The organism is Shinella sp. OV683 (assembly GCF_057787725.1).
The window spans coordinates 3,783,680-3,807,940 of sequence record NZ_CM173543.1 but is presented as its reverse complement, the minus strand read 5'-3'; the positions used below and the strand labels follow the sequence as shown (position 1 = coordinate 3,807,940).

The window sequence follows — 24,261 nt, the reverse complement described above, 5'->3', positions numbered from 1 at the left end:
ATTCAATTCCAGATTTGCAAGGTTAATCTGGATTTCTCTCGGCCCAATCCTCGTAGGTTATCGACATCAGCAGCAGGTTGACGCGCTTGCCGTCCGGCGTCGTGCCGGCTTGAGGGAGCTTTCGCTCTACTGTGAAACCATGTGCCTGATAGAGGTGCAACGCGCGCTCATTTTCCGGCCTGACCCGCAGCCAGAGCTTGGATGTCGGCGCGCCATCGAACACGACAGCCATGATCTCCCGCAGGAACAGCCTGCCGGTGCCCATGCCGGGTGTTCTCACGATCAGGCGGTTGATCAGCACTTCACCTTTGGAATCACCCATGCCACTGAGCGCCGCAAAGGCGATCGGCGCGCTCTCGCGGCCGTCATGGACCAAGTAGAGGTAGCCGGGCTTGGAGATATTCTCGAGATGCTGCTCGGCATTCCAGCGACCCACGAGTTGGTCGAAGCCCGGCTGCCGTTCGATTTCCATGATGGCGGGAATATCGGCGGCCGAGGCTCTGCGCAGAACGGTCTGTTGGGTCCAGATTCGGGTCATCTCTGAAATTAGGGAATGCACACCCCGATTTGCAAGATCAAGGTTGGCGCGGAAACCATTCTGGCTTCAGGATCGACATGACCGCGAGGTCGACGCGGGTGCCATCCGGCAGTGCATAGGCCTGCCGGAAGATGCCTTCTCGCGTAAGGCCGCTCTGCTCGTAGACATGGCGGGCGCGGTCATTGCTGATAATGTGGTCGAGCCAGAAGCGGTGGGTGCTCGTCTGCATAAAGGCCCACTCGATGACCTCCAGCAGGAAGGGCTTGCCGAAGCCGCTGCCGGGCGTCCGCGCTGCCAGCCGCTTGAGGCAGGTATTGCCCATCGGATTGGTCAGGTCGCGCAGGATCGCAAAACCGGCGATCACGCCATCCGCATTCAATCCCACCAGATAGGCGTAGTCCGGGTCAACCATTGCCCGCGCATGGAACTCCGCCGACGAGCGGCCGACGAAGTTCTCGAAACCGGGCTGCCGCTCGATCTCCATGATCTCCGGCAGATCGGCCGATGTGGCAACCCGTAGCGCCATTTAGAACAGCACGCTGCCGCCCTGGTCGGCGGCGCCGGCGTTCTGCCGGAACACGGCAAACAGTTCGCGGCCCATGCCGAACTCGTTGCCGGACAGATCGGCCTCGACCGGCAGGCGTGCATCGAATTCCGTGGCTTCCACCAGCACGTCGATTTTGCCATGCGTTGCATCGAGACGAATGATGTCGCCGTCGCGGATCTTGGCGATGGCGCCGCCATCCTTGGCTTCCGGCGTAAAGTGGATTGCCGCCGGCACCTTGCCAGAGGCGCCCGACATGCGGCCATCGGTCAAGAGTGCCACGCGCTGGCCACGATCCTGCAGCACGCCGAGCACGGTGGTCAGCTTGTGCAGTTCCGGCATGCCGTTGGCCTTCGGGCCTTGAAAGCGGACCACAGCGACGAAATCGCCGGTCAACTCGCCATTCTTGAAGGCATTGTTCAGCCCGGCCTGATCGTGGAAGACCTTTGCAGGCGCCTCGATGATATGCCGCTCCGGCTTGACCGCCGAAATCTTGATGACGCCGGTGCCGATATTGCCGGTCAGCATCTTGAGACCACCAGACGTCTGGAAAGGTGTCTCGACCTTGCTCAGCACCTTGTCGTCGCCACTCTTTTCCGGAACCGGCACGCGGATGACCTGACGGTTCTCGCCGAGCTTGGCTTCGACGGTGTAGGCATCGAGCCCATGGCCGAACACGGTGCGCACATCGTCGTGCAGCAGGCCTTGCTTGAGCAGTTCGCGGATCAGGAAGCCAATGCCGCCAGCCGCGTTGAAATGGTTCACGTCGGCGAGGCCGTTCGGATAAACGCGGGCGAGCAGGGGGATGGCGTCGGAAAGATCGGAAATATCCTGCCATGTCAGGTGGATGCCGGCCGCACGGGCAATGGCCACCAGATGCAGCGTATGGTTCGTCGAACCGCCGGTGGCATGCAGGCCGATGACGCCGTTGACGATCGAGCGCTCGTCGATCATTTCCCCGGCCGGTGTGAATTCGTTGCCCATGGCGGTGATCGCCAGCGCCCGCTTGGCGGCTTCCTTGGTCAATGCATCGCGCAGCGGCGTGCCCGGATTGACGAAGGACGAACCGGGCATATGGAAGCCCATGACTTCCATCAGCATCTGGTTGGAATTCGCCGTGCCGTAGAAGGTGCAGGTGCCGGGACCGTGGTAGGACTTGGATTCGGCTTCCAGCAGCGCCTCGCGGCCAACCTTGCCTTCGGCAAACAGCTGGCGAACACGGGATTTCTCGTCATTCGGAAGGCCGGAGGTCATCGGACCGGCCGGAATGAAGACGGCGGGAAGATGGCCGAAGGTCAGCGCCGCAATGGCAAGGCCCGGGACGATCTTGTCGCAGACGCCGAGGTAAACCACGGAGTCGAACATGTTGTGCGACAGGCCGATGCCGGCCGCCATGGCGATCAGGTCGCGTGAGAACAGCGAAAGCTCCATGCCCGGCTGGCCCTGGGTGACGCCATCGCACATGGCGGGCACGCCCCCGGCCACCTGTGCCACGCCGCCGGCTTCGTGCGCCGCTTCTCGGATCAGCGCCGGATAAGTCTCGAAGGGCTGGTGGGCCGACAGCATGTCATTGTAGGACGTGATAATGCCGAGGTTCGGCACACGGTCGCCGGCGAGCATGTCCTTCTCGGAGGGGGAACAGACCGCAAAGCCATGGGCGAGATTGCCGCAGGAGAGCACCGAGCGGTGCGGGCCGCGCGTGGCGGCTTCGCGGACCCGGCCGAGATAGGCTTGCCGCGAGGGCTTGGAACGTTCGACGATGCGCGCGGTGATTCCAGCGATTCTCTTGTCAGCTGCCATGGCTGTTCCTTTCGATGTCATGCCGCCGGGAGGGTGCGGCATCGGTGGCGCGAGGATCGGTCCTCAGGGCGCCCAGTAAATTTCGGTCTCGGATGTCGCATTGCCGATGACGCGGCCGACCGGCAGGGAGCTGTCCTTGCCTTCCGCCAGCGCCTTGTCGATCACCGGCTTCTTCGAGGCGGTTTCGATATGCAGCACGAGCAGCCGGGCATCCTGCAATGCCGAGAAGGTGAAAGTGAGACGCGGCTCGCCGGCGCCCTCTGCTTGCATGGTGATCACGCTGCGAGGCGTCGCCGGATCGAGGGCTTTTTCAAGGTTGTTGCCGCCTGGAAAGAATGACGCCGTGTGGCCATCGCCGCCCATGCCGAGGATAACGACGTCGAAGGGATGACAGACATCCCTGGTTGCGCCCGTGGCAAGGCGCGCGGCATCCTCAGCCGAGACGTCGGAATGATAAAGCGGAATGAACCGTGCACTCACAGCGTTATCCTGCAGTAGGCCGGACGAGACCAGTGCATGGTTCGACCGCTCATTGCTTTCCGGCACGAAGCGCTCGTCGACCAGTGTCACCGTCACGCGGCTCCAGTCGATGTCGAAGGCCGACAGCGCCTTGAAGAAGGCCTTCGGCGTCGAGCCGCCGGAAACAGCGATCGAGGCATGGCCACGCATCGCTACGGCCTCGGCGAGCACGCCTGCGACCCGTTCGGCAAGTGCCTGCGCAAGGGCAGCACCATTGTCGAAGATGTTGAAACGATACGCCATGTCTTGCCCCGAAGTCGCTTCTACTCTGCCTATTCGTGCCAGGTGCGGCCGTCGCGCTCGATGAGAGCGATCGACTGGCTCGGACCCCATGTGCCCGACGTATAGCCTTGCACCGGCTGTCCGGTCTCTTCCCAGGCCTTGAGGATCGGATCGACCCAGCGCCATGCGGCTTCCACTTCGTCGCGGCGCATGAACAGTGTCTGGTTGGAGCGGATGACGTCGAGCAACAAGCGCTCATAGGCATCGGCATTGCGGCTATCGAAGGCCTCGGCAAAGCTCATGTCGAGCGATACTTCGCGCAGGCGCATGCCGCCGGGACCCGGATCCTTGATCATCAGCGACTGCTTGACGCCTTCGTCTGGCTGCAGGCGAATGATGAGTTGGTTCTGGCCGATGCGACCGGCCGAGGCATCGAAGATCGAATGCGGTATCGCCTTGAAGGTGATGACGATCTCCGATACGCGGCTTGCCAGCCGCTTGCCGGTGCGGATGTAGAACGGCACGCCGGCCCAGCGCCAGTTGCCGATTTCCGCCTTGATTGCCACGTAGGTTTCGGTGTTGGAAACACCGCCTTCGAGTTCCTCGAGATAACCCTTGACGGCGCCCTTGTCGGACGCGCCGGCGCGATATTGGCCGCGCACGGTGAACTTGTCAGCATTGGTGGCGTCGATGCGCTTCAGCGAGCGCAGTACCTTGAGTTTTTCGTCGCGCACGGCTTCGGCGCCCATCGAGGCCGGGGCTTCCATCGCCACGAGGCAGAGAAGCTGCAGGATATGGTTCTGCACCATGTCACGCAGCGCGCCGGCCTTGTCGTAGTAACCGGCACGGCCTTCGAGGCCGACGGATTCCGCGACGGTGATCTGCACATGGTCGATATGGGCGGAATTCCACAGCGGCTCGTAAAGCGCATTGGCAAACCTGAGCGCCATCAGGTTTTGCACCGTCTCTTTGCCGAGATAGTGGTCGATGCGGTAGATCTGCTCTTCGCGGAACACCTTGCCGATTGTGTCGTTGAGATCCAGCGCGGAAGCCAGGTCTCGGCCGATCGGCTTTTCAACGACGATGCGGGTGTTCTTGGTGATCAGCTTGTGATCGCGGATCTTTTCGCTGATCGAGCCGAAGATGGCCGGACCGACGGCGAGATAGAAGGCGCGGACGCGTTCCTTGCCTTCGCTCAGCAGCTCATGCAGCTTGTCCCAACCCTTGTCCGATGATGCATCGACGGGCACGTAGAACAGTCGGGCGGTGAAGCGCGAAACCGCTTCTTCGCCATATTCGCCGGGCTTAAGGAATTTCTTCAGCGCATCGGCTGCGAACTTGCGGTATTCCTCATGGCTGAGCGCCGCGCGTGAGGCACCGATGATGCGCGTCGGCTCGGTGAACTGCCCGGCTTCCTGGCGATGAAACAGCGCCGGAAGCAGCTTGCGCTCCGCAAGGTCGCCCGTGCCGCCGAAGACGACATAGTCAAAAGGTTCGACGGGGATTATCTGGCTGCTCATGGGATCATCTTTCATCTCTGGCGGACGCAGGTGTTCATAATCTAATCGATTTAAAAAAGCCAGTGGCTGTTACCCGGAATATGGACTTTTTCTATTCTGTTGCAAGTGCGAACAACACCCCAAGGGCATTGCCCGCCCCGCAATCCTCACATCCTGTCCACCATCGAAAACCAGGTCAGTGCCAGAAACAGCAGCGGCGCCTTGAATTTCTGCCCACCGGGGAAGGGGGGGACCTTGAGCGAACGGAAGAGTTCGAGGTCGGGTGCCTTGCCCGTCAACATCTCGGCATAAAGCCTGCCGCAGTAATTGGCTAGCATGACGCCGTGGCCGGAATAGCCGCCAATCGTCGTCACGCCGGGCATGACCTCGCGCACAAACGGCTCACGATTGAAGGTGATGCCGACATAGCCGCCCCAGCCATGTGTAAAATCGATATCCTTGAGGTCGGGGTAGATCTCGCTGACCTGCCTGCGGATATGCGCCGTGATGTCGCGCGGGCTTGCAGATGTATAGGCCTCCCGACCGCCGAACAGCAGGCGGTTGTCTTTGGTCTTGCGCCAATAACGGACGACAAAACGCGAATCGGCCACCGATTCGCCCCCTTTCAGCACCTTGGGGAAATCGTCGAGCGGCGGTGTGGCGCCGATGAAGGAGCCGATCGGCATGATATGCGCCGAGGTCTGCTTCTCAAGGCCGTTGGTATAGGCGTCGGTCGCCACAAGCGCCTTGTCCGCGGTGATCGTTCCGCGTGGCGTCTCGATTGTGACTTTGCCACCTTCCGATTTGATGGATGTCGCCTTGGTCATCTCGTAGACCTTGGCGCCAGAGCGCTGGGCTGATTTCGCCAGCCCGACCATCAACTTCATCGGATGGATGTGACCGGTTTCCTTGTCGTAGATGCCGAAATGGAAACGCGACGTGCCAACCCGCTCTGCGGTTTCCTCACGCTCCATGAAATGCTGGTGCGGATAGCCATAGCGTGTTGCGGCGATTTCCGGGCTTTCGCGGAAGGCCCTCTCGTAGCGCGGCTTGTGCGCCACCACCATGTGGCCTTTCAGGTAGTCGATCTCGATATTCTCTTCGGCAGCGAAACCGATGAGATTGGCCTTTGCCCTCTCGCCCATATCGAACAGCGCCTTGGACGCCTCGAAGCCGAGCTCGCTCTCATATTCCTCCGGCCATGAGCGCTGGCCGGTGCCCAGCTGGCCGCCATTGCGTCCCGACGCCCCATCGCCGAAGCGGTTGGCATCGATCAAAACGACATCGACGCCGGCGCGCGCCAGATGACAGGCGGCCTGCAGGCCAGTGAAGCCGCCGCCGATAATTGCTACACTGGTTTTGACCGAGCCATCGAGGGGAGGGTATTCCGGACGCTCGCCAATCGAGGATTCATACCAGGAAATTCCTGGCGATATCGGGCTCTGCCATGCCATTTACGATCACCTTGATGCTCAAAACCCGAAGACCGGGCGGCGAAGTGATAGCGCACCAAATGCGTGAGAGGCAAGCCGGGGCGGTGAGGGCCTAACCTGTTCATTGTTCGTTTTGGGTTTCCTCGTCGGCGTCGGATACGTCGTGGAAGAGAGCTTCATAATCTCTGCCACCATAAAATACATTGGTTATGAGAACGCGATCAGGCTCCACTTTGTAGAGAATAACGGCGGAATGCTCAAACGGCACCATGCGCAATCCTTGTTCGAGATAATCGCGAGCCGGGCCGCCATATGGCGCAAGGCCAATCTTGCTGCAGCGACTTTTGATTCTTCGCACAAAGTCCTTGGCTATGGTCCTGTTTTGAGTTTTGGAAGCGACATAGCGATAGATCGTTTCGAGATCGTTGAAGGCCTCTGGCTGGTATCGGACCTTAAGATGACGCATGGCCAAGTTCTTTATCAACTCTCTCGAACATCTCCTCGAGAGCTGCGTCAGCCTCCTCTTCGCTTAGGCTCGGTCTCGGATCGTCCAAAGACTTGCGAATACGCGCCTTGATCGCCTTGATCCGCTCGGCGTGCTCCTCGCGCTGCCTCTGCCAAACGCGCATTGCGTCCCGGATGACTTCGCTCGTAGACGCATATTCACCCGCGTCAACGCTTTCGCGGATGACGCGTAGCATTTCGGGTGTCATGGTGATGCTGATTTTCTCGGCCGATTGCATGTCGCTCACCTCGGATCATTGGTCTAGGCGAGAGAGTAGCATAAAATCATACTCGCGCCAACGTGATCACGGCGCGAGTTGGATATGAGATAATCAGGCAGCCCGCCGACCCCGCGTCGCATCCTCATCCAGCTGGAACCGACCCACCAGATCCATCAGCAAATCTACCTCGTCGGAGAGCTGGCGGGTGGCGGCATTGGTTTCCTCGACCATCGCCGCGTTGCGCTGAGTCATCTGGTCCATCTGGTTGACGGTCGAATTGACTTCGGAGAGCGACACGGACTGCTCGCGGCTAGACGTGGCGATGAGTTCGACATGGCCAGAGATATCGACGATCTGACGCGAGATCTCCATCAGCGCGTTGCCAGTTTCCTCGACATAGCGGGATCCGGTGGCGACCTCGGTGGCAGAATTGCTGATCAGCCCGCCGATTTCCTTGGCGGCCTGGGCCGAGCGCTGGGCGAGTTCCCGCACCTCCTGTGCGACAACGGCAAAGCCCTTGCCGGCGTCGCCGGCGCGTGCCGCCTCGACGCCGGCATTGAGCGCCAGCAGGTTGGTCTGGAAGGCGATGCCATCGATGACGTCGATGATCTGGCTGATCTTGTCGGAAGCGCCCTTGATCCGCGACATCGCGGCAATGGCGTTCTGCACCACGCCGGAGGAATTGTCGGCGTTCTTCTTGGCGGTAGCGACGATCTCCTTGGTCTCCTGGGCACGGGCCGAGGCTGTCCGGGTCGTTGCCGTGATCTCTTCGACGGCGGCCGCGGTTTCTTCGAGCGAAGCAGCCTGCTGCTCGGTGCGCTTGGCGAGATCGTCGGCGGCTTCGGCCATCTGGCGGCCATTGTCCTGGATCATGCCCGACGCATTGCGAATCTCGCTGAGCGTATCGCGTAGACCAGCGACGGAGCGGTTGAAATCGCTGCGCAGCGTGTCGAGATCGCCGGCAAATGGCGTGTCGATCGTGTAGCGCAACTCACCTTGGGCGAGATTGCCGAGGCCTTCGGCAATGGCCGAGACCGCAAACTGGATCTGGCGTGCCATTTCCTGCTTTTCCGCCTCGTTGCGCTGGCGTTCCACTTCGGTGGAAAGGCGCGACGCCTCGGCCTCTTCCTCCATCGTCACTTTGGCCAGCGCATTGTCCTTGAAGATGGCAAGCGCACGCGCCATGTCGCCGATTTCGTCGGGACGCTTGTCGCCGGAAATCGACGTATCGAGCAGGCCGTCGGCGATCCGCCGCATGGCTGATGTCACCTGGCCGATCGGACCCTTGAGTGTGATTACCAGTGCCGCACCTGCCGCCATGGCAATAGCAATCCCGGCCAGCACGGCGCCGATCGAGATCGTGTTGGCCTGGTCGCGCTCGACGCTGGCACTGGCCTTCTGGCTCTCGGCGAACTGGGTCAGCAGGTTCCAGGTGTCGTCGATCTGCTTGGACGCAGCGGCAAACTCGGCAGCCTTCTGCTCGGAATTCTCAGCAAGATCGGCAGCATTCTTGCCCAACCCGTCAAGGATCGGCTGCAGCTTGCCCGGGAGCTCCGCGAAGAATGGATCGCCCTTGACGGCCTTCGAAAGGCCCGAGACTTCGGCGCCATACATGTAAAGCGATTGCTGGACTTTCTTGACGCCCTCGAGCGTCGGGTTGGCGAGAAGCTCTGCGAAGACGACGCGGATCTCATTGTTGTTGCTGACGATGGCGCGCAGCTTGTTGGCGACATTGTCGGCCTTGGAAATTTCGGCGTCGGCGGCGGCGAGGTTGAGGATCGACTGGCGCATCAAGTCGCCGCCGATCTGCTTGAACATCGATCCAGTGGCGCGGAAGCTGTTGAGCGTGGTGTTGGCCTTCGACATCGCATCTTCAGAGAGATCGTTGGCCTTGATCTGCGCGAGCAGCGCCTTCACCTGCTTTTCGAACTTCTTGCCATAAGGGATCTTCTGCTTCGGAAGTGCCGTGAGCACCTTGTTGACGCCCTTTTCAAGATTGGGCGCGTATTTGGCAAAAACCTTGAACTTGTCTTCCGGCGTCAGCACCTTGCCATAGTCGACCACCATCGCATCGAGCAGCACGGAGACGCCATCGAGTTCCATGCCACTGGTCAGACCCTTCTTCTCTGCCTTTTCCTTCTTCTTGGCGGCTGCGATCAGCTGAAACGAGCGCTTGCCGGTCTGGCCCTGCATGTCGAGCAGCGCTTCCTGCGCTTTGCCGACCTGCGCGAGGATATCTTCCTGCTGTTTCTGCAAGCCCCAGATCGTGTCGATATTGGTCGAGATGGTCTGCGACTGGGTGACGGCCGTGTCGAGCAGGCTCACGTCGGTTTCCTTGCGCAGGCCCTCGGTCGTGTCCTTCAACAGTGCCAGCTGGTCGATGGCATCCTTGGCGGCGATGTCATGCTTTTCCTGGGTGGGCTTCATCAGGAAGTCGCTCATGCTGGCAAACGCCTGCTTGAAGCCCGACAGCGATTGCAGCACGCTGTTGGAGATTTCCATGCGCCCTTGCAGCATGCCCGAGGCATAGAGGCCGGTCAGTCCCACGGCGGAAATACTGGCAACGAATGGCAGAACCAGCACGATGACTTTCGTCTGGATCTTGAAACGGGACATAAGCTTGTCAATCAACGGTAGACCCCCCAGGAGATGGATACTGCGGTCCAATCCTCTGAGGCTTCAAGCCGATGCGGAAGATCAGCCGGGCTCGATCAGAAGACGGGGTGCGCGGAATTCACGGATTCTCTCGCGGATCGTGGCATGTTGGTCTTAACGTCCGATAAAAACATTTGAATCGAAGTTTAATTATTCGGGAGGCAATCTTAACCAATTGAATTAAATGAGATTTATGCACGTCTCTGAAAACGAAAACGCGGAGGTGATGAGCCTCCGCGTTCGATTTCGATACGTCGCCTCTATTAGGCGGCGTGGCGCGCGCCGTGGTCCGCGACATGCCGGTTCGACAGCTTGAACTGTTCGACCAGCGACATGAGGATATCGGCTTCCTCGGCGAGCTGTCTTGTTGCGGCATTGGTTTCCTCGACCATGGCGGCATTGCGCTGGGTCATCTGGTCCATCTGGTTGACCGCCGAATTGACCTCGCCAAGCGCATTGGACTGGTCGCGGCTGGCCATGGCGATCATCTCGACCCGCTCGGAGACGGTGACGATCTTGACCGAGATTTCCGACAGCACCACGCCGGTCTGCTGCACCAGGCGTGAGCCGGACGACACTTCCTCGCTCGACTTGTTGATCAGGCTCTTGATCTCCTTGGCGGCTTCCGCCGAGCGCTGTGCGAGCTCGCGGACTTCCTGGGCGACGACGGCAAAGCCCTTGCCGGCGTCCCCGGCACGGGCCGCTTCGATACCGGCATTCAGTGCCAGCAGATTGGTCTGGAAGGCGATCTCGTCGATGACGTCGATGATCTGGACGATCTTGCCCGAGGCATCCTCGATGCGGCCCATGGCGTCGATGGCGTTGGCGACGACGGCGGAGGACTGGTCGGCGGCGCGCTTGGTCTCGCCGACGATGCTGTTGGCCTCCTCGGCCCGTTCGGCCGAGGACTTGACGGTGACGGTGATCTCCTCGACGGCGGCGGCGGTCTGTTCGAGCGAGGCGGCCTGCTGCTCGGTGCGCTTGGACAGCTCATCCGACGACGAACTCATCTCGCCGGCATTGCGCTGGATCATGAAGACGTTGTTGCGGATCTGGCTCATGGTGTCCTGCAGGCGCAGCAGCGAGCCGTTGAAGTCGTTGCGAAGCTGTTCGAGGCGGCCGAAGAACGGCGTCTCGATGGTCTGCGAGATGTCGCCCTGCGACAGCCGGCCAAGACCGGCAGCCAGTGCATTGACGGCAAAGTCGATCTGCCGGTCGACATCGAGCTTTTCCTGGTCGTTGCGACGGCGTTCGTCTTCTGCGGCGGCGCGTTCGGTCTCGCTCTGGCGCTCGATCTCGATCTTCGACAGCGCGTTCTGCTTGAAGACGCCGAGCGCGCGGGCCATTTCGCCGATCTCGTCGATGCGGGCTTCGCCATTGATCTTGGTGTCGAGCACGCCTTCGGCCAGCCTGCGCATGGCCGAGGTGATCTGGCCGATCGGGCCCTTGAAGGTCATTACCAGGCCGATGCCGGCAAAGATGGCGATGACGATGCCGAGCACGGTGGCGCCGACCGAAATGGTGTTGGCATTATCACGCTCGACGCCGGCGCTCTGCTTCTGCAGCTCGGCAAACGCGGTCAGCTGCTTCCAGATCGTGTCGATCTCAGCGGCAGCGGCGGCAAAGTCATTGTGGCGCTGCTCGGAGACCTTCACCAAAGCCTGGCTGTCCTTGTCCATCCCCTCAATCGCCGGGATGAAGGTCTTCTTCAACTCGGTGAAAAAGGCAAGCCCCTCGGCATTGGCACCGAGAGCGTCCATGTCCTTGTGGACCTGGGCGAACTGCTTTGCGAGAACGGCACGATTGTCTTCGGCTGGCGCCAAAAGGAAGCGTGCGAGTTCGATCTGGATGGCATAGGCAGTGTCGACGACCTTGCGGCTACCCGCCAGCACGGTCTGCGATTTGATCAGCGGCCCCTTGAGCTCGGCAAACTTCTTCGTGGCTTCCTGCATCTTCTGCTGGGTTGCCAGGCCGAGATAGATCGACAGCTGGCGCAGCGGCGTCAACTTGTTGGCCAGTAGCGCGACATTGATGTCAGACTTGTCCTTGCTGTCGATGATCGCCTTGACGTCCTTGAGTGCGGCATCGAGCGTCTTGAGCGTGGAGGCGCTTTTCGCAGACAGCAGCTTCGCGAGGATTTCCCGCTGCTTGGCGAGCTCAGGCAGACTTTGGCTGACGAAATCGAACTTTGCTTCGGGAGTTGGCTTGAGGGTGAAATTCTTGGCGGTATCGGCAATGATCTTTGCTGCAGCGGTAATACTGCCGGCATCGTCGAGCATGGATTTTGCCGCATCGTCATCCCGGCGCACGGTCGCCTGAAGACCGGCCGCCGTGCGGTTCAGTCGAAGCTGGCTGTAGGTGACGATCCGCAGCCGTTCCTGGATATCGGTATTGAGGTCGGTTTCCTGCTCGTGTAACGACCACAGGCCATCGAAGCGCTTCAGAACGCCGTCGATCGACTGGGCGGCATTAGTGAGATCGGCCCGGCCTTCAGCGTCCGGACCGAGCTGGGCCAGCATGTCGTTGAGCAGGTCACGTTGGGTTTGCAATTGCTTGGAAACGGCATCGCGGCGCTCGGCAGTCGTATCGTCCAGGAAGGCGCTCATCGCCGCCGACACGTCGCGGAATCCGGAAAGCGACTGCAGCACGCTGTTGGAGACTTCCATCCGTCCCTGCAGCAGGCCCGAGGCATAGAGCCCCGTGATGCCAACCGCCGTGATGCTGACCACGAATGGCAGAATGAAAATCAGGACCTTCGTCTGGATCCTGAAGCGCGACAATATCCTGTCGATCCCCATGCTAGAGCCTTCCCCTTATGCTGAACGGGGCGGGCAGGAACGATGATCGCCGGAGAATATGTGCGCTGGTGGCACCCTGTCCTGCGATCACAACCTGCCTCCGCCCGAATTCAAAGATTATGATGCTGCAAGACTTGCATTGGAGGATTAATCAGACGCTAATTTCCGCCGGCTTCATTCAATTTTGAACGAAAAATCATTCACTTTAGTAGGGGCTTGGGAAGGATCTACTTTCCGATGATTCGGAAGCGACATTCCATCTCTGAAAAGCGACGAGGCGCGGGAAGTGATTCTTCCCGCGCCTCGCTCATTCCAGGGGTAATTGCTTGCCGATCCGGCAGCGTTGCTACGCCGCGTGCCGGGTCTGGCTGGAGGAAGACTGGTTCGACAGTTTGAACTGTTCGACCAGCGACATGAGGATATCGGCTTCCTCGGCGAGCTGTCTTGTTGCGGCGTTGGTTTCCTCGACCATGGCGGCATTGCGCTGGGTCATCTGGTCCATCTGGTTGACGGCGGAGTTGACCTCGCCAAGCGCGTTGGACTGGTCGCGGCTGGCCATGGCGATCATCTCGACCCGCTCGGAGACGGTGACGATCTTGACCGAGATCTCCGACAGCACAACGCCGGTCTGCTGCACCAGCCGCGAGCCGGACGAGACTTCCTCGCTCGACTTGTTGATCAGGCTCTTGATCTCCTTGGCGGCTTCCGCCGAGCGCTGGGCAAGCTCGCGGACTTCCTGGGCAACGACGGCAAAACCCTTGCCGGCGTCCCCGGCACGCGCCGCCTCGATGCCTGCGTTCAGCGCCAGGAGGTTGGTCTGGAAGGCGATCTCGTCGATGACGTCGATGATCTGGACGATCTTGCCCGAGGCATCCTCGATGCGGCCCATGGCGTCGATGGCATTGGCCACGACGGCGGAGGACTGGTCGGCGGCGCGCTTGGTCTCACCGACAATGCCGTTGGCTTCTTCCGCACGCTCGGCCGACGACTTGACGGTGACGGTGATCTCCTCGACGGCGGCGGCGGTCTGTTCGAGCGATGCCGCCTGCTGCTCGGTGCGCTTGGAAAGCTCGTCGGACGACGAACTCATCTCGCCGGCATTGCGCTGGATCATGAAGACATTGTTGCGGATCTGGCTCATCGTGTCCTGCAGGCGCAGCAGCGAGCCGTTGAAGTCGTTTCTGAGTTGCTCGAGGCGGCCGAAGAACGGCGTCTCGATGGTCTGCGAGATATCGCCCTGCGACAGCCGACCAAGACCGGCAGCCAATGCATTGACGGCAAAGTCGATCTGCCGGTCGACGTCGAGCTTTTCCTGGTCGTTGCGGCGGCGTTCGTCTTCGGCTTGCGCCCGTTCGGTCTCGCTCTGGCGCTCGATCTCGATCTTCGACAGCGCGTTCTGCTTGAAGACGCCGAGGGCGCGGGCCATTTCGCCGATTTCGTCGATACGGGCCTCGCCGTTGATCTTGGTGTCGAGCACGCCTTCGGCGAGGCGGCGCATGGCCAAGGTGATCTGGCCGATCGGCCCCTTGAAGGTCATCACCAGGCCGATGCCGGCAAAGATGGCGATGACGATGCCGAGCACGGTGGCGCCGACCGAAATGGTGTTGGCATTGTCACGCTCGACGCCGGCGCTCTGCTTCTGGAGCTCGGCAAACGCGGTCAACTGCTTCCAGATCGTGTCGATCTCGGCGGCGGCGGCGGCAAAGTCATTGTGGCGCTGCTCGGAGACCTTGACCAGCGCCTGGCTGTCCTTGTCCATCCCCTCGATCGCCGGGATGAAGGTCTTCTCAAGGTCTGCATAGAAGGGTAGGTCCTTTGCCGAGCCACCCAGCGCTATCATGTCCTTATGGACGATCTGGAAGTCGTCAGATAGGCGCTTGCGGTTCTGCTCGTCGGGCGCCAGCATGAAGCGGGCCAGCAGGATCTGGATGGAATAGCCGGAATTGACCAGCTTGCGACTGTCGCCCAGTACGCCCTCGGCCTTGACCAGGGGAGCATCGAGCTCGGCGAATTTCTGCGTGGCTTCCTTCATCTTCTGGGAAGCGGCAAGTCCGAGATAGACATTCAGCTGCCGGAAGGATGCGAGCTTGGTCGACATCTTGGCGATGTTGTCATCCGACATGTCGTTGGTGGCGATGACATTGGTGAGTTCCTGGGTTGCGACGGAAAGGGACTTGGCAACCGCCTTGTTCTTTTCCGGCAATGCCGAGGTGAGGATGCGCTGGCGCTTCTTCAATTCGCCGAGGTTCTTCTTGACGACGGCGAACTTTTCTTCCGGCGTCTTTGCCTTGCCGTATTCTGACGAGAGACCGGTCAGATAGGCCGCGGCACTGGTGATGCGGTCGGCTTCGCGCAGCTTGGTCTTGGCGGCGTTCTGATCGTTGCCGATCGTGCGCTGCAATGTCGTGGTGGCTTCGGTCACTTTCATCTGCGAGCCGACGACGACGGCGAGGCCCTTTTGCAGCTTGCCCTTCAACTCGGTCTCGGATTCGTGCAGGGTCCAGAGGCCGCTCATATGGCCGACGATGCTGTCGATGGATTGTGCAGCTTCTGCCAGCTCAGCGCGCCCCTCCGCATCGCTGCCGAGCTGGGCGAGCGTATCCTTGAGGACGGATTGCTGCTCGGTCAGCTTCTGGGTGACCATGTCGCGATTTTCCGGGGTGGCGCTGTCGAGGAACTTGCCCATCGCGGCCGAAACGTCCTTGAAACCTGACAATGATTGCAACACGCTGTTGGAGACTTCCATGCGCCCTTGCAGCAGACCCGAGGCATAGAGCCCGGTGATGCCGACCGCGGTGATGCTGACCACGAATGGTGCGATGAATATCAGGACCTTCGTCTGTATCTTGAAACGGGACAGTATCCTGTCGATATTCATTGCCTAAGCCTCCTCGCGAGTGGTCGTGATGGGTGCGGCAATCATCAATAGATCATGCCGAAACGTCGCCCGTCAGGCGCTGTCATCGCGCCTGATCGGTCTTCCCTTTATTGATAGCTGGTATGACTATTTATTCCGCGGCGTTAATATTGAATTACCGTTACTTAAACCGGTTCAATTTTATGCGGTTTGGAGTCAATTGACGACGCGCAGAACGGTGTTTTCTAGACTCAATTTAAAATACTTAAAATATTCAGGGAAGTTCCTGGGCCGCCCAGCACCGGCCAGGCCAACCTGGCCTGCGCTTTGGCGACGATTCTCTCTTGCTTGAGGGTAGGCGCTTAGGAAACGAGCGCTGTAAGGATGTAGGCCAGAGCGGTCGCGATGCCAGCCGCGGCCCCGAGAGTGAGCATCACCTTGGTCCTGACTTCCGTATCCCGGGTGGCTGCTATGGCAATGGCGCGGGCACGGCGGGGAGGGGTGGAACGCATTATGAAAACTCCTCAGTCAGGCTGTCCTGGAATGATCGGACGATTTTATTAACAAACACTGAAATGGAGTGTTTGTCGCGAAAAACAACGCCACCCCCTCGCCATTTATACGGGAAACGGTATGATCGCCGTCATTATCAACAAAATACGGTGCATCATGGCCGCTAGGAAAGCGCATTCGAGGACAACCAAGGCAACTACAGCAATTCCTCCGAAGCCCTCGCCCTTCCTGTCCCGCGCCCGTGGTGTCGACAATTGGAAAGAAGCTGCGGAGTGGCTGCGCGCCAGGGGCATTGAAGACATCGAATGCATCACGCCTGACCTTGCCGGTGTGCCGCGCGGCAAGATGATGCCGACCTCGAAATTCACATCCAACACCTCGCTGGCGCTGCCATCGGCAATCTTCCGCCACACGATTTCAGGCGAATATCCCGATGAGACCGAAGAGTTCCGCTATGATTCGCGTGACAGCGACATCAAACTGGTGCCGGATCTTTCAACGCTCTCCGTCGTGCCATGGGAAAGCGATCCCACCGCGCAGGTGATCTGCGATATCGTCGATACCGACGGCAAGGCGGTACGCTACACGCCGCGTAATTTGCTCAAGCACGTGCTGTCGCTGTACACGGAGCGCGGCTGGAAGCCTGTCGTCGCGCCCGAGATCGAATTCTATCTGGTTGCCAAAAATGAAGACCCCGACTATCCGCTGAAGCCGCCGCAGGGCCGCTCCGGCCGTTCGATCCAGGGCGGGCAGGGCTATTCTATCGCCGGCATCAATGAATTCGACGAGTTGATCGACGACATCTATCATTTCTCGGCGGCCCAGGGTCTCGAGATCGATACGCTGATCCATGAAGAAGGGCCTGCGCAGCTGGAAATCAACCTGCGCCACGGCGATCCGGTCGAGCTTGCCGACCAGGTGTTCCTGTTCAAGCGCACCATTCGCGAGGCCGCCCTCGGCCACGGCATCTATGCCACTTTCATGGCCAAGCCGATGCAGGGCCAGGCGGGTTCGGCCATGCATATCCACCAGTCGGTCGTTGATGCCAAGACCGGCAAGAACATCTTCTCGAATGCCGATGGATCTCCTTCCAAGGAGTTCTTCAACTTCATCGGCGGCCAGCAATACTACGTGCCGAAGACGCTGGTGATGATGGCGCCCTATGTGAACTCCTATCGACGGCTGACACCCGGAATGGCCGCCCCCGTCAACAATGCCTGGGGCAACGACAACCGCACGACGGCATTCCGGGTGCCGGTGTCGGATGCCGCCGCACGCCGCGTGGAAAACCGGCTGCCCAGTTCGGATGCCAATCCGTACCTTGCACTGGCTGCGTCACTCGCGGCTGGTTGGCTCGGTATCATGAAGGGCCTGCAGCCGACCCCACCTTCGGATGGCACCGCAAATGAAGGTTCGGTGGAACTGCCGCGTGACCTTCTGGAAGGGGTGTCGCTGCTCGAAAACGAACCGGCCTTGCGCGAAGTGTTCGGTGACGAATTCGTCGGCATGTATGCGGGCGTCAAGCGCGGCGAGTTCGAGACCTTCATGCAGGTGATCAGCCCCTGGGAGCGGGAATACCTGCTGCTGAATGTTTGATACTCAGACATAGAGCGAAAAGCCGCCGATGCCATCGGCGGCTTTTTCTTTTCCGGAACAACCGCTTATCTCCTGCGTATCGCACGCAGCCTGCGAAACAGTCGTATGCCCAGTGAAGGGCCTGTCTCAGGCATGACCTCCCGGTAGGGCTGCCGTTCCCTTTCGAGCAGTTCGAAATGTCTGACGAGATGAAATGCGGTGAGCATGTCGTTCATGATAGCCTCCTCTTGAGGGCGGTTGTCGCTTTGAATGGCTTGGTCTGGGCGTGGCCGGCTTGGGTCGCCGCGCGGATCCAACGAAATCGCCGCGTCCGGCTGCATTGGATGATCGATTTTTACACTACAAATTTTGCTTTATATACGCACGAATTCGAACTACATTTTTCAGCTATGAAAAATGTCAGCTGGGATGCCTACCAGATTTTCCTCATTGTCGCCCGCCAAGGGGGCCTCACCGGCGCCGCCTTGGTGACTGGCTTGAGCCCCGCAACTGTTGGCCGGCGCATCCTGCAGCTGGAGGAGGCGACGGGCCTGTCGCTCTTCAATCGCAGCCAGAACGGCTACAGCCTGACTGTAGATGGCAATGCGCTGTTTGCCGAGCTGCGCGAAATGGAATCCGCGGTTCGACGCGTCGAAACCTGGCGGCAGGTCAGCGGCGGGCAGGTGACGGTGCGCATCGCCGTCGGCACCTGGATTGGCTGGTTGCTGATGGAGAACTTTCGTGCGCTCTGCACCGAGCGCGATCCGTTTCGCATCGAGTTTACCGTCGGCGAGCGGCGCGCCCAGCTTTCGCACCGTGAAAACGACATCGGCATCCGCGCTTTCCAGCCGGAGGAACCCAATCTCGCCGCGCGCTATCTCAGCGAAACCGCCTATGCCGCCTATCGCCAGAAGAATGGCGCCAATGACGAGCGCTGGATCGCCGTCGGCGAAAGCGATGCCATTTCAAACTACCTGCGCTGGCCGCACCAGAACAATTCGAGCCAGATCGTCGCCACGGTGGATCGCCCGCGCTCCATGCTCGACCTCGCGCGCGCCGGTGCCGGCATCGCCGTGCTGCCCTGCTTCATCGGCGATCTCGACCCGATGCTGGAGCGGGTCGGCAGCGAGATCACCGAACTCCGCCACAAGCAGTGGCTCGTCACCCACAGCGACGACCGCTCCCGCCGCGAAATCCGCACCATCTCCGATCGCATGGCCAAACTGTTGAAAAGTCATGCGGATGTATTTGCGGGAAAACGGCCGAGCAAGGCGGGATGATCGCAAGCCAGCCTGCGCGGCTCTCAATAGCCGATCGACATTGCCGACGTGGCGCTACATCAATTGAGCGCCTACCGGATGATATTCGCTTACCGTCGGCATCGCTGAATCGGGACGTCAGAGACAGGTGTCTAAACGACGCTGGATATCTTCGGCCAACAGGGCTGCTTCTCCCGCGATTGCCAATATTGTGCCCGACCGTCGCGAGATCGCGAAAGGCAGGCCAGCGAAATACACGCCGGGGACACCAGCGAAGCCGTTCTCGTATGATGGCTGGCCCTGTGCATCGACCACATTGGGAACGCGCACCCATTCGAAATCCCCTTTGAACCCGGTGCACCAGATCACCGTCGTGATCCCCTGCGCGGCGAGATCAATGGATCGGATTGGTGGATTCGGCAGAACCGCGGCAATCACCTCCGCCGCGTCCGGCTCAGCGCTCGGGGCATCGATCCCGTTGCGCGCGATGTAGTCGTCGATCTGGCTTCGAATTCTAGCGGAGCCCTCGTCCGCATGGCGAACATGCGCTTCTGCCTCATCGCCGAACGAGAGGCGGCCGTCTTCGACGCCCGTGAGCCGACCCAGCAAGATAACGCCTTGCGCACTGAGGGATTGTAGGCTGATCGTATGCAGCGCTCCTGTCAGCGCCCTTCCAGGGATAGGCCCCTGTTGAAGCAATTCCCCGCGCGTCACATCCATCAGTCCGGTAAGAACCATCCAGACACTGATGTGAGTACCCCTATACATTCGGGGCAACCGGCCGACCCGGCCCGTTGAAAGAAACACGGTTCGTCCCGCCTGGACCAGGTCCTCGGCGATCTGGCCGCCCGACTGGGCGCTCCCGACCACCAGCACGGCTCCACGGTCGAGTGCCGATGCGTTGCGGTAGGCTGATGCATCCATCTGTTGGACTTCGGGCGGCAACAAAGCAGAGACAGTCGGGCGCGTCGGGCAATTCTGGTTGCTGCTGGCGATCACCACATTCCTCGCCCATACGGGGCCGTTCGGAATGGCCAGCCGGTAGAGGCCATCGCTTGCGACAAGGTCGGTCACCGGTGTCGCGGTTTCCACCGGGAGGTCATTCCGGCGGGCATAGTCCTCCAACAGCGCGACGAACTCGCCGCTTGTCATTGCACCGTCGGGATCGGGGCCGACATAGGTGTCCCCCGGCATGACTGTTTGGCTGTTGGGTGTGTTTATCCGAAAGGAGTCCCAGCGCTGGGTCCGCCAAGTCTCACCGATGCGACCTCGCTCCAACACTCTATGACGCAAGCCTCGCTCGGCCAGCGCACGACTGACGCCTAGCCCCGCCCAACCGGCACCGACGACAACGGCATCAAGAACGTCCGTTCCGCTCGTCATTACGTTTCCCTCTGATTGCAACGCTATTATACTTCGTGAAATCAGTAAATGGTCCGCTTTCCAGTATGGCATTGCTCTCACGCATGACAAAATCGAAGATGCCAGCGCTTGGCGAGGTGATGACCAAGAACTTGCGTCTCATGTAAGCCGAGCCTCTATGGACGTCTGTCAACTAAACGCCCGCCATTGGCGCAACGGAGCCGGGTTGACCGTGCGCGCGATGCTCGACCTCGCGCGTGCCGGTGCCGGCATCGCCGTGCTGCCCTGCTTCATCGGCGATCTCGACCCGACGCGGGAGCGGAACGGCAGCGAGATCACGGAACTCCGTCACAAGCAGTGGCTCGTCACCCACAGCGACGACCGCTCACGCCGCGAAATCCGCACCATCTCCGATCGCATGACCAAGCTGTTGAAAAGCCATGCCGATGTGTTTGCAGGCAAGCGGCCGAGCAAGACGGGGTGATCAGAAATCCGCCTGTTCTCCGCGCAGTGGCGGCCCGACATTGATGATGTCGTGCGCCCTGTGTAGCGCCTCGAATTCCGCCGATGCCGCCGAATCCGGACCAAGCCCGGCGCGGAAGAACTCTTCCATCTTCGCCGCCGGTGTATAGGCAATCAGCATCCGGGCCGGAGCCGTGAGGTTCCTGAAGGCATGCGGCACCATCCGCGGCCCGAAGATGGAATCTCCGCGGCCGAGCCGGTGGAAACCATCGCCGACTTGAAACAGGAAGTCTCCTTCCAGCACCATGAACCACTCGTCCTGGAATTTGTGATAATGCAGCGGCGGACCGCCCACCTTGTCGCGAAAGGTGTCGAATATGCACATCGCACCGTTGGTGTCGGAAGCGGAGACCTTGCAGTCGAAGCGGCCGTTGAGGAAGCGGGCCGCGTTGTTGTAACGGTCTTCGCCGAATGCGACCTTGCCTGTAATGCTCTGCATGTCCATTGGGCGCCCCCACAGTGAACAGATCCTGCATTCACGTTTCCAGCCTAGATTGCAAATGGGAATGCGTCAATCCAGCTGCCAACCGGTACTGCAGATGAAATGCTGTTTCAGGCGACGGTTCGTGGCGGCCCAGGACAGACCTGCTATATAGCCCTTTGGCAATCTTACTCTTGCTGGAATTGGCAGGGCCAGCTCTGGGGCTTTTTCAGGCCGGACGGCAGCATGGTCCGGTCGTCTCCACAAGCCATGTCCACCTGCCATTGAGTAAGCCCCGTCGCGGCAGCAAGGTTGACGCCTTCGATACGGGTCAGAAACAGGAAGGCGCGGTCGAAATCAACCGGTGCGCCGAATGTCGCCCCGCGGAAATCGGCGCGGGCCAGGCTGGCCAGGGAGAAGCGGCTGCCGCCGACTTCCGCTCCATCGAACTGCGAGCGACCGAGGTCGGCCTTTGTGAAATCCGCATTTGCAAGCTTGGCCCCCTGAAATTTTGAACGCTGCAATTCGGCGCTTTGGAAGCTCGCGCCCTGCGCATCCATTCCGCTGAAATCCGTTCTGTAAGCCTCAATCCTCGCGAAGCGTGCGCGCGTGGCCGTGGAACCCGCGAGGCTGGCGCGCACAAGTGTCGCTTTCTCCAGGTTTGCCGCGAGCAAGTTGGAGTTCGTGAAATCGGTAGAGCTGAAATTAGCCCCCGACATGTTTGCGCCGCCGAGATCGCTGTCCTCCAGAACGAGGAGTGTCTTGTCGCAGTTCTGCCAGTTGACGCCCGGCGTCGGCTCCGCGCGGCAATCATCAGCCAGGGCATTTTGCCACGAAAATGCGACGAACGCCGCAAAGACCAGCAAGCAATAACCAATGGAGTTCCTGCGAGCCATGAACGCTGGATACATGCTATCATCCCCATCCGCCAACCATGGCAGGTCGTTCTTCACCTGGACCGATGGGCATCACCTCGCCCAGTGTCGCTGATCCTAAGCGTACCGGGGAGATAACGAAAGGGCCAATGCGCGAAGTTTTTCCAAGTGCGTTTCTAGTTGGAGCCGGTGGCGTTCGCCGCATGGCCCGCAAATAAAATGCCCGGATCGTCCTCCACGATCCGGGCAGATGCCAAGCGTTTCGCAATGGCGTGATGCTTGGCTGGGCATCGCCGTGCTGCGGGGGTGGCGATGCGGGGACCTCTATTGTTGACCCTGCGTGACGATCACCGGGATCATCAGGTCACCCCAGTTGCCTTCGTTGTGATGGCGGGCCGAGCGGATCAGCTCGACCGACACACCGGCATCGACGGCCTTCATGACAGCATGGTTGAGGCGATGCAGGTCGTTGGCGACCATACGGATCGCGGCCTGCTGCTCGGCCGTCATGGCTGACGCCTGTTCCTCGGCACGTTCCTTGACGTGGGTCTGGATATTCATGGCATTTCTCCTCTCTGGGGTTCTTGAAGGTCCCTCCCACGCGGGGAGGGGCGTATTACTCCGCCGCTGGGCGGAACTGGTCGTGCTCGGTGGATTCCTTCATCGCGGTGGTCGAGGACTTGCCGCCCGAGATGGCTACGGAGACGGCATCGAAATAGCCGGTGCCGACTTCGCGCTGGTGCTTGGTTGCCGTGTAGCCGTTGGCTTCGGCGGCAAACTCCGCTTCCTGCAGCTCAGAATAGGCTGACATCTGCCGGTCCTTATAGCCGCGTGCCAGTTCAAACATGCCGTAGTTCAACTGATGGAAGCCGGCCAGCGTGATGAACTGGAACTTGTAGCCCATGGCGCCGAGTTCCTTCTGATACTTGGCGATCGTCGCGTCATCGAGGTTCTTCTTCCAGTTGAACGACGGCGAGCAATTGTAGGCGAGTTTCTTGCCGGGATGGGCCTTGTGCACCGCCTCGGCAAATTTTCTGGCCTGGCCGAGATCGGGCTTGGAGGTTTCCATCCAGATCATGTCGCAATAGGGCGCATAGGCGATCGCGCGGGCGATGCAGGGCTCGATGCCATTCTTGACCTGGTAGAAGCCTTCGACAGTGCGGCCGGCGTCGTAATCGACGAAGGGCTGGTCGCGCTCATCGATATCAGAGGTCAGGAGCTTGGCGGCTTCCGCGTCGGTGCGGGCGATGATCAGCGTCGGCGTGCCCATCACGTCGGCGGCCAGACGCGCGGCGGTCAGGTTGCGGATATGCGCCGCCGTCGGGATCAGCACCTTGCCGCCGAGATGGCCGCACTTCTTTTCAGACGCCAGCTGGTCTTCATAATGGACGCCGGCAGCACCCGCTTCGATGAAGGCCTTCATGATCTCGAACGCATTCAGCGGCCCGCCGAAACCGGCTTCGGCATCGGCGACGATCGGTGCAAACCAGGTGTCGACCGACAGGCCCTTGCCCTCTTGCGTTTCGATCTGGTCGGCGCGCTGCAGCGTCTTGTTGATGCGCTTGGCGAGCTCGGGCGCGGCGTTGGCCGGATAGAGCGACTGGTCGGGATACATCGAGGATGCAGTGTTGGCGTCGGCGGCAACCTGCCAGCCCGAAAGATAGATCGCCTTCAGTCCAGCGCGGACCATCTGCATGGCCTGGTTGCCCGAGAGCGCGCCCAGCGCGTTGACGAAATCTTCCTCGTGGATCAGTTTCCACAACCGGTTCGCACCCATCTCGGCGAGCGAATGCTTGATCTCCACAGATCCGCGCAGCCGCTTCACATCCTCGGCGGAATAGGAACGCTCGATGCCGTCGTAACGGCCCTTGGGTGCGTTGGGAACGAGGTTGTAAAAATCAGTCACAGTCAGTCTCCTCAGATGCTTTGGCAATCCGGATTGGCTCTCTCTGGGCTTCCGAATGGCCGACTTTCGATATGACTGAATTTACATTGCGCTGCAAAATAGTCCACGAGAATGCGAGGAATGTGGCCGGAAATCGAGTTATGGTGTCTTGATTTTGACGAAAGCCAATTGTAAAATTGTAAATCTTGTAAATGCGAGATATGCGGAACTGGCGCGTCGCGCTGTAAAAGGATTGACT

At 60.2% G+C, this 24,261-nt stretch carries 20 protein-coding genes and 1 pseudogene; 4 read left to right on the top strand and 17 right to left on the bottom strand.

All coding sequences use genetic code 11. The features are described 5' to 3' along the window. Window positions 1-22: 22 nt before the first annotated feature. The 11 genes from ACXHRN_RS18440 to ACXHRN_RS18390 all read right to left on the bottom strand — a co-directional run bounded on the left by ACXHRN_RS18440 (window position 23) and on the right by ACXHRN_RS18390 (window position 15,611). Window positions 23-538 carry a GNAT family N-acetyltransferase gene (locus ACXHRN_RS18440; RefSeq protein ID WP_488637762.1) on the bottom strand — a complete coding sequence of 172 codons (516 nt, stop codon included), beginning with the start codon at window positions 536-538 and terminating at the stop codon, window positions 23-25. Window positions 539-575: 37 nt separating this feature from the next. Then, complete coding sequence (locus ACXHRN_RS18435; RefSeq protein ID WP_488637761.1) at window positions 576-1,064, bottom strand: GNAT family N-acetyltransferase; 489 nt, start codon at window positions 1,062-1,064, stop codon at window positions 576-578. After that, window positions 1,065-2,882: a phosphogluconate dehydratase gene (edd, locus tag ACXHRN_RS18430; RefSeq protein ID WP_488637760.1), complete on the bottom strand. Its 1,818-nt coding sequence runs from the start codon at window positions 2,880-2,882 to the stop codon at window positions 1,065-1,067. A 63-nt stretch (window positions 2,883-2,945) separates the two neighbouring features. After that, a complete protein-coding gene (gene pgl / locus ACXHRN_RS18425; protein WP_488637759.1) occupies window positions 2,946-3,644 on the bottom strand; it encodes a 6-phosphogluconolactonase in 699 nt (232 codons plus the stop codon). Between the two features lie 29 nt (window positions 3,645-3,673). Next, on the bottom strand, window positions 3,674-5,143 hold the full coding sequence (gene zwf / locus ACXHRN_RS18420; protein WP_488637758.1) for a glucose-6-phosphate dehydrogenase: 1,470 nt from the start codon (window positions 5,141-5,143) through the stop codon (window positions 3,674-3,676). Window positions 5,144-5,289: 146 nt separating this feature from the next. Next, window positions 5,290-6,576: an NAD(P)/FAD-dependent oxidoreductase gene (locus ACXHRN_RS18415; protein WP_488637757.1), complete on the bottom strand. Its 1,287-nt coding sequence runs from the start codon at window positions 6,574-6,576 to the stop codon at window positions 5,290-5,292. A 100-nt stretch (window positions 6,577-6,676) separates the two neighbouring features. Then, entirely contained in the window at window positions 6,677-7,021 is a 345-nt protein-coding gene (locus ACXHRN_RS18410) for a type II toxin-antitoxin system RelE/ParE family toxin (RefSeq protein ID WP_488637756.1), read from the bottom strand. Then, window positions 7,008-7,298: a ribbon-helix-helix domain-containing protein gene (locus ACXHRN_RS18405; RefSeq protein WP_488637755.1), complete on the bottom strand. Its 291-nt coding sequence runs from the start codon at window positions 7,296-7,298 to the stop codon at window positions 7,008-7,010. Before ACXHRN_RS18405 ends, ACXHRN_RS18410 begins: the two co-directional genes overlap by 14 nt. 93 nt (window positions 7,299-7,391) lie before the next feature. Continuing rightward, on the bottom strand, window positions 7,392-9,911 hold the full coding sequence (locus tag ACXHRN_RS18400) for a methyl-accepting chemotaxis protein (protein WP_488637754.1): 2,520 nt from the start codon (window positions 9,909-9,911) through the stop codon (window positions 7,392-7,394). Between the two features lie 287 nt (window positions 9,912-10,198). Next, window positions 10,199-12,733 (bottom strand): methyl-accepting chemotaxis protein, encoded by a 2,535-nt coding sequence (locus ACXHRN_RS18395; protein WP_488637753.1) that lies wholly within the window; start codon window positions 12,731-12,733, stop codon window positions 10,199-10,201. Between the two features lie 346 nt (window positions 12,734-13,079). Continuing rightward, complete coding sequence (locus ACXHRN_RS18390) at window positions 13,080-15,611, bottom strand: methyl-accepting chemotaxis protein (protein ID WP_488637752.1); 2,532 nt, start codon at window positions 15,609-15,611, stop codon at window positions 13,080-13,082. A gap of 28 nt (window positions 15,612-15,639) precedes the next feature. Here ACXHRN_RS18390 and ACXHRN_RS18385 point away from each other — a divergent pair, with 28 nt between their 5' ends. Continuing rightward, complete coding sequence (locus ACXHRN_RS18385) at window positions 15,640-15,942, top strand: hypothetical protein (RefSeq protein WP_488637751.1); 303 nt, start codon at window positions 15,640-15,642, stop codon at window positions 15,940-15,942. Window positions 15,943-15,952: 10 nt separating this feature from the next. Here the strand turns inward: ACXHRN_RS18385 and ACXHRN_RS18380 are convergent, their stop codons facing one another. Further along, window positions 15,953-16,102, bottom strand: a complete 150-nt coding sequence (locus ACXHRN_RS18380; RefSeq protein ID WP_488637750.1) for a hypothetical protein — start codon at window positions 16,100-16,102, stop codon at window positions 15,953-15,955. 154 nt (window positions 16,103-16,256) lie between these two features. On the opposite strand from ACXHRN_RS18380, the gene ACXHRN_RS18375 reads away from it, so the two are divergent. Together ACXHRN_RS18375 and ACXHRN_RS18370 are read left to right on the top strand one after the other, a co-directional pair. Next, window positions 16,257-17,699, top strand: coding sequence for a glutamine synthetase family protein (locus tag ACXHRN_RS18375; RefSeq protein ID WP_488641940.1), 1,443 nt, complete (start codon window positions 16,257-16,259; stop codon window positions 17,697-17,699). Window positions 17,700-18,088: 389 nt separating this feature from the next. Beyond that, window positions 18,089-18,958 (top strand): LysR family transcriptional regulator, encoded by an 870-nt coding sequence (locus ACXHRN_RS18370; RefSeq protein ID WP_488637749.1) that lies wholly within the window; start codon window positions 18,089-18,091, stop codon window positions 18,956-18,958. 117 nt (window positions 18,959-19,075) lie between these two features. Here the strand turns inward: ACXHRN_RS18370 and ACXHRN_RS18365 are convergent, their stop codons facing one another. Then, the gene (locus ACXHRN_RS18365; protein ID WP_488637748.1) at window positions 19,076-20,320 is read right to left on the bottom strand and encodes a flavin-containing monooxygenase; all 1,245 of its coding nucleotides are present in this window, start codon (window positions 20,318-20,320) and stop codon (window positions 19,076-19,078) included. Window positions 20,321-20,534: 214 nt separating this feature from the next. On the opposite strand from ACXHRN_RS18365, the pseudogene ACXHRN_RS18360 reads away from it, so the two are divergent. Then, window positions 20,535-20,783 (top strand): annotated as a pseudogene (locus ACXHRN_RS18360) (LysR family transcriptional regulator); the annotation flags it as partial. Here ACXHRN_RS18360 and ACXHRN_RS18355 read toward each other — a convergent pair. From ACXHRN_RS18355 to aceA, 4 genes are all read right to left on the bottom strand, one after another. Next, the gene (locus ACXHRN_RS18355; protein WP_488637747.1) at window positions 20,784-21,266 is read right to left on the bottom strand and encodes a cupin domain-containing protein; all 483 of its coding nucleotides are present in this window, start codon (window positions 21,264-21,266) and stop codon (window positions 20,784-20,786) included. Between the two features lie 164 nt (window positions 21,267-21,430). Then, on the bottom strand, window positions 21,431-22,153 hold the full coding sequence (locus tag ACXHRN_RS18350; protein WP_488637746.1) for a pentapeptide repeat-containing protein: 723 nt from the start codon (window positions 22,151-22,153) through the stop codon (window positions 21,431-21,433). Window positions 22,154-22,441: 288 nt separating this feature from the next. Next, a complete protein-coding gene (locus ACXHRN_RS18345) occupies window positions 22,442-22,678 on the bottom strand; it encodes an SMc00767 family acetate metabolism repressor (protein ID WP_488637745.1) in 237 nt (78 codons plus the stop codon). A 55-nt stretch (window positions 22,679-22,733) separates the two neighbouring features. Beyond that, a complete protein-coding gene (aceA, locus tag ACXHRN_RS18340) occupies window positions 22,734-24,023 on the bottom strand; it encodes an isocitrate lyase (protein WP_488637744.1) in 1,290 nt (429 codons plus the stop codon). Window positions 24,024-24,261: the final 238 nt, after the last annotated feature.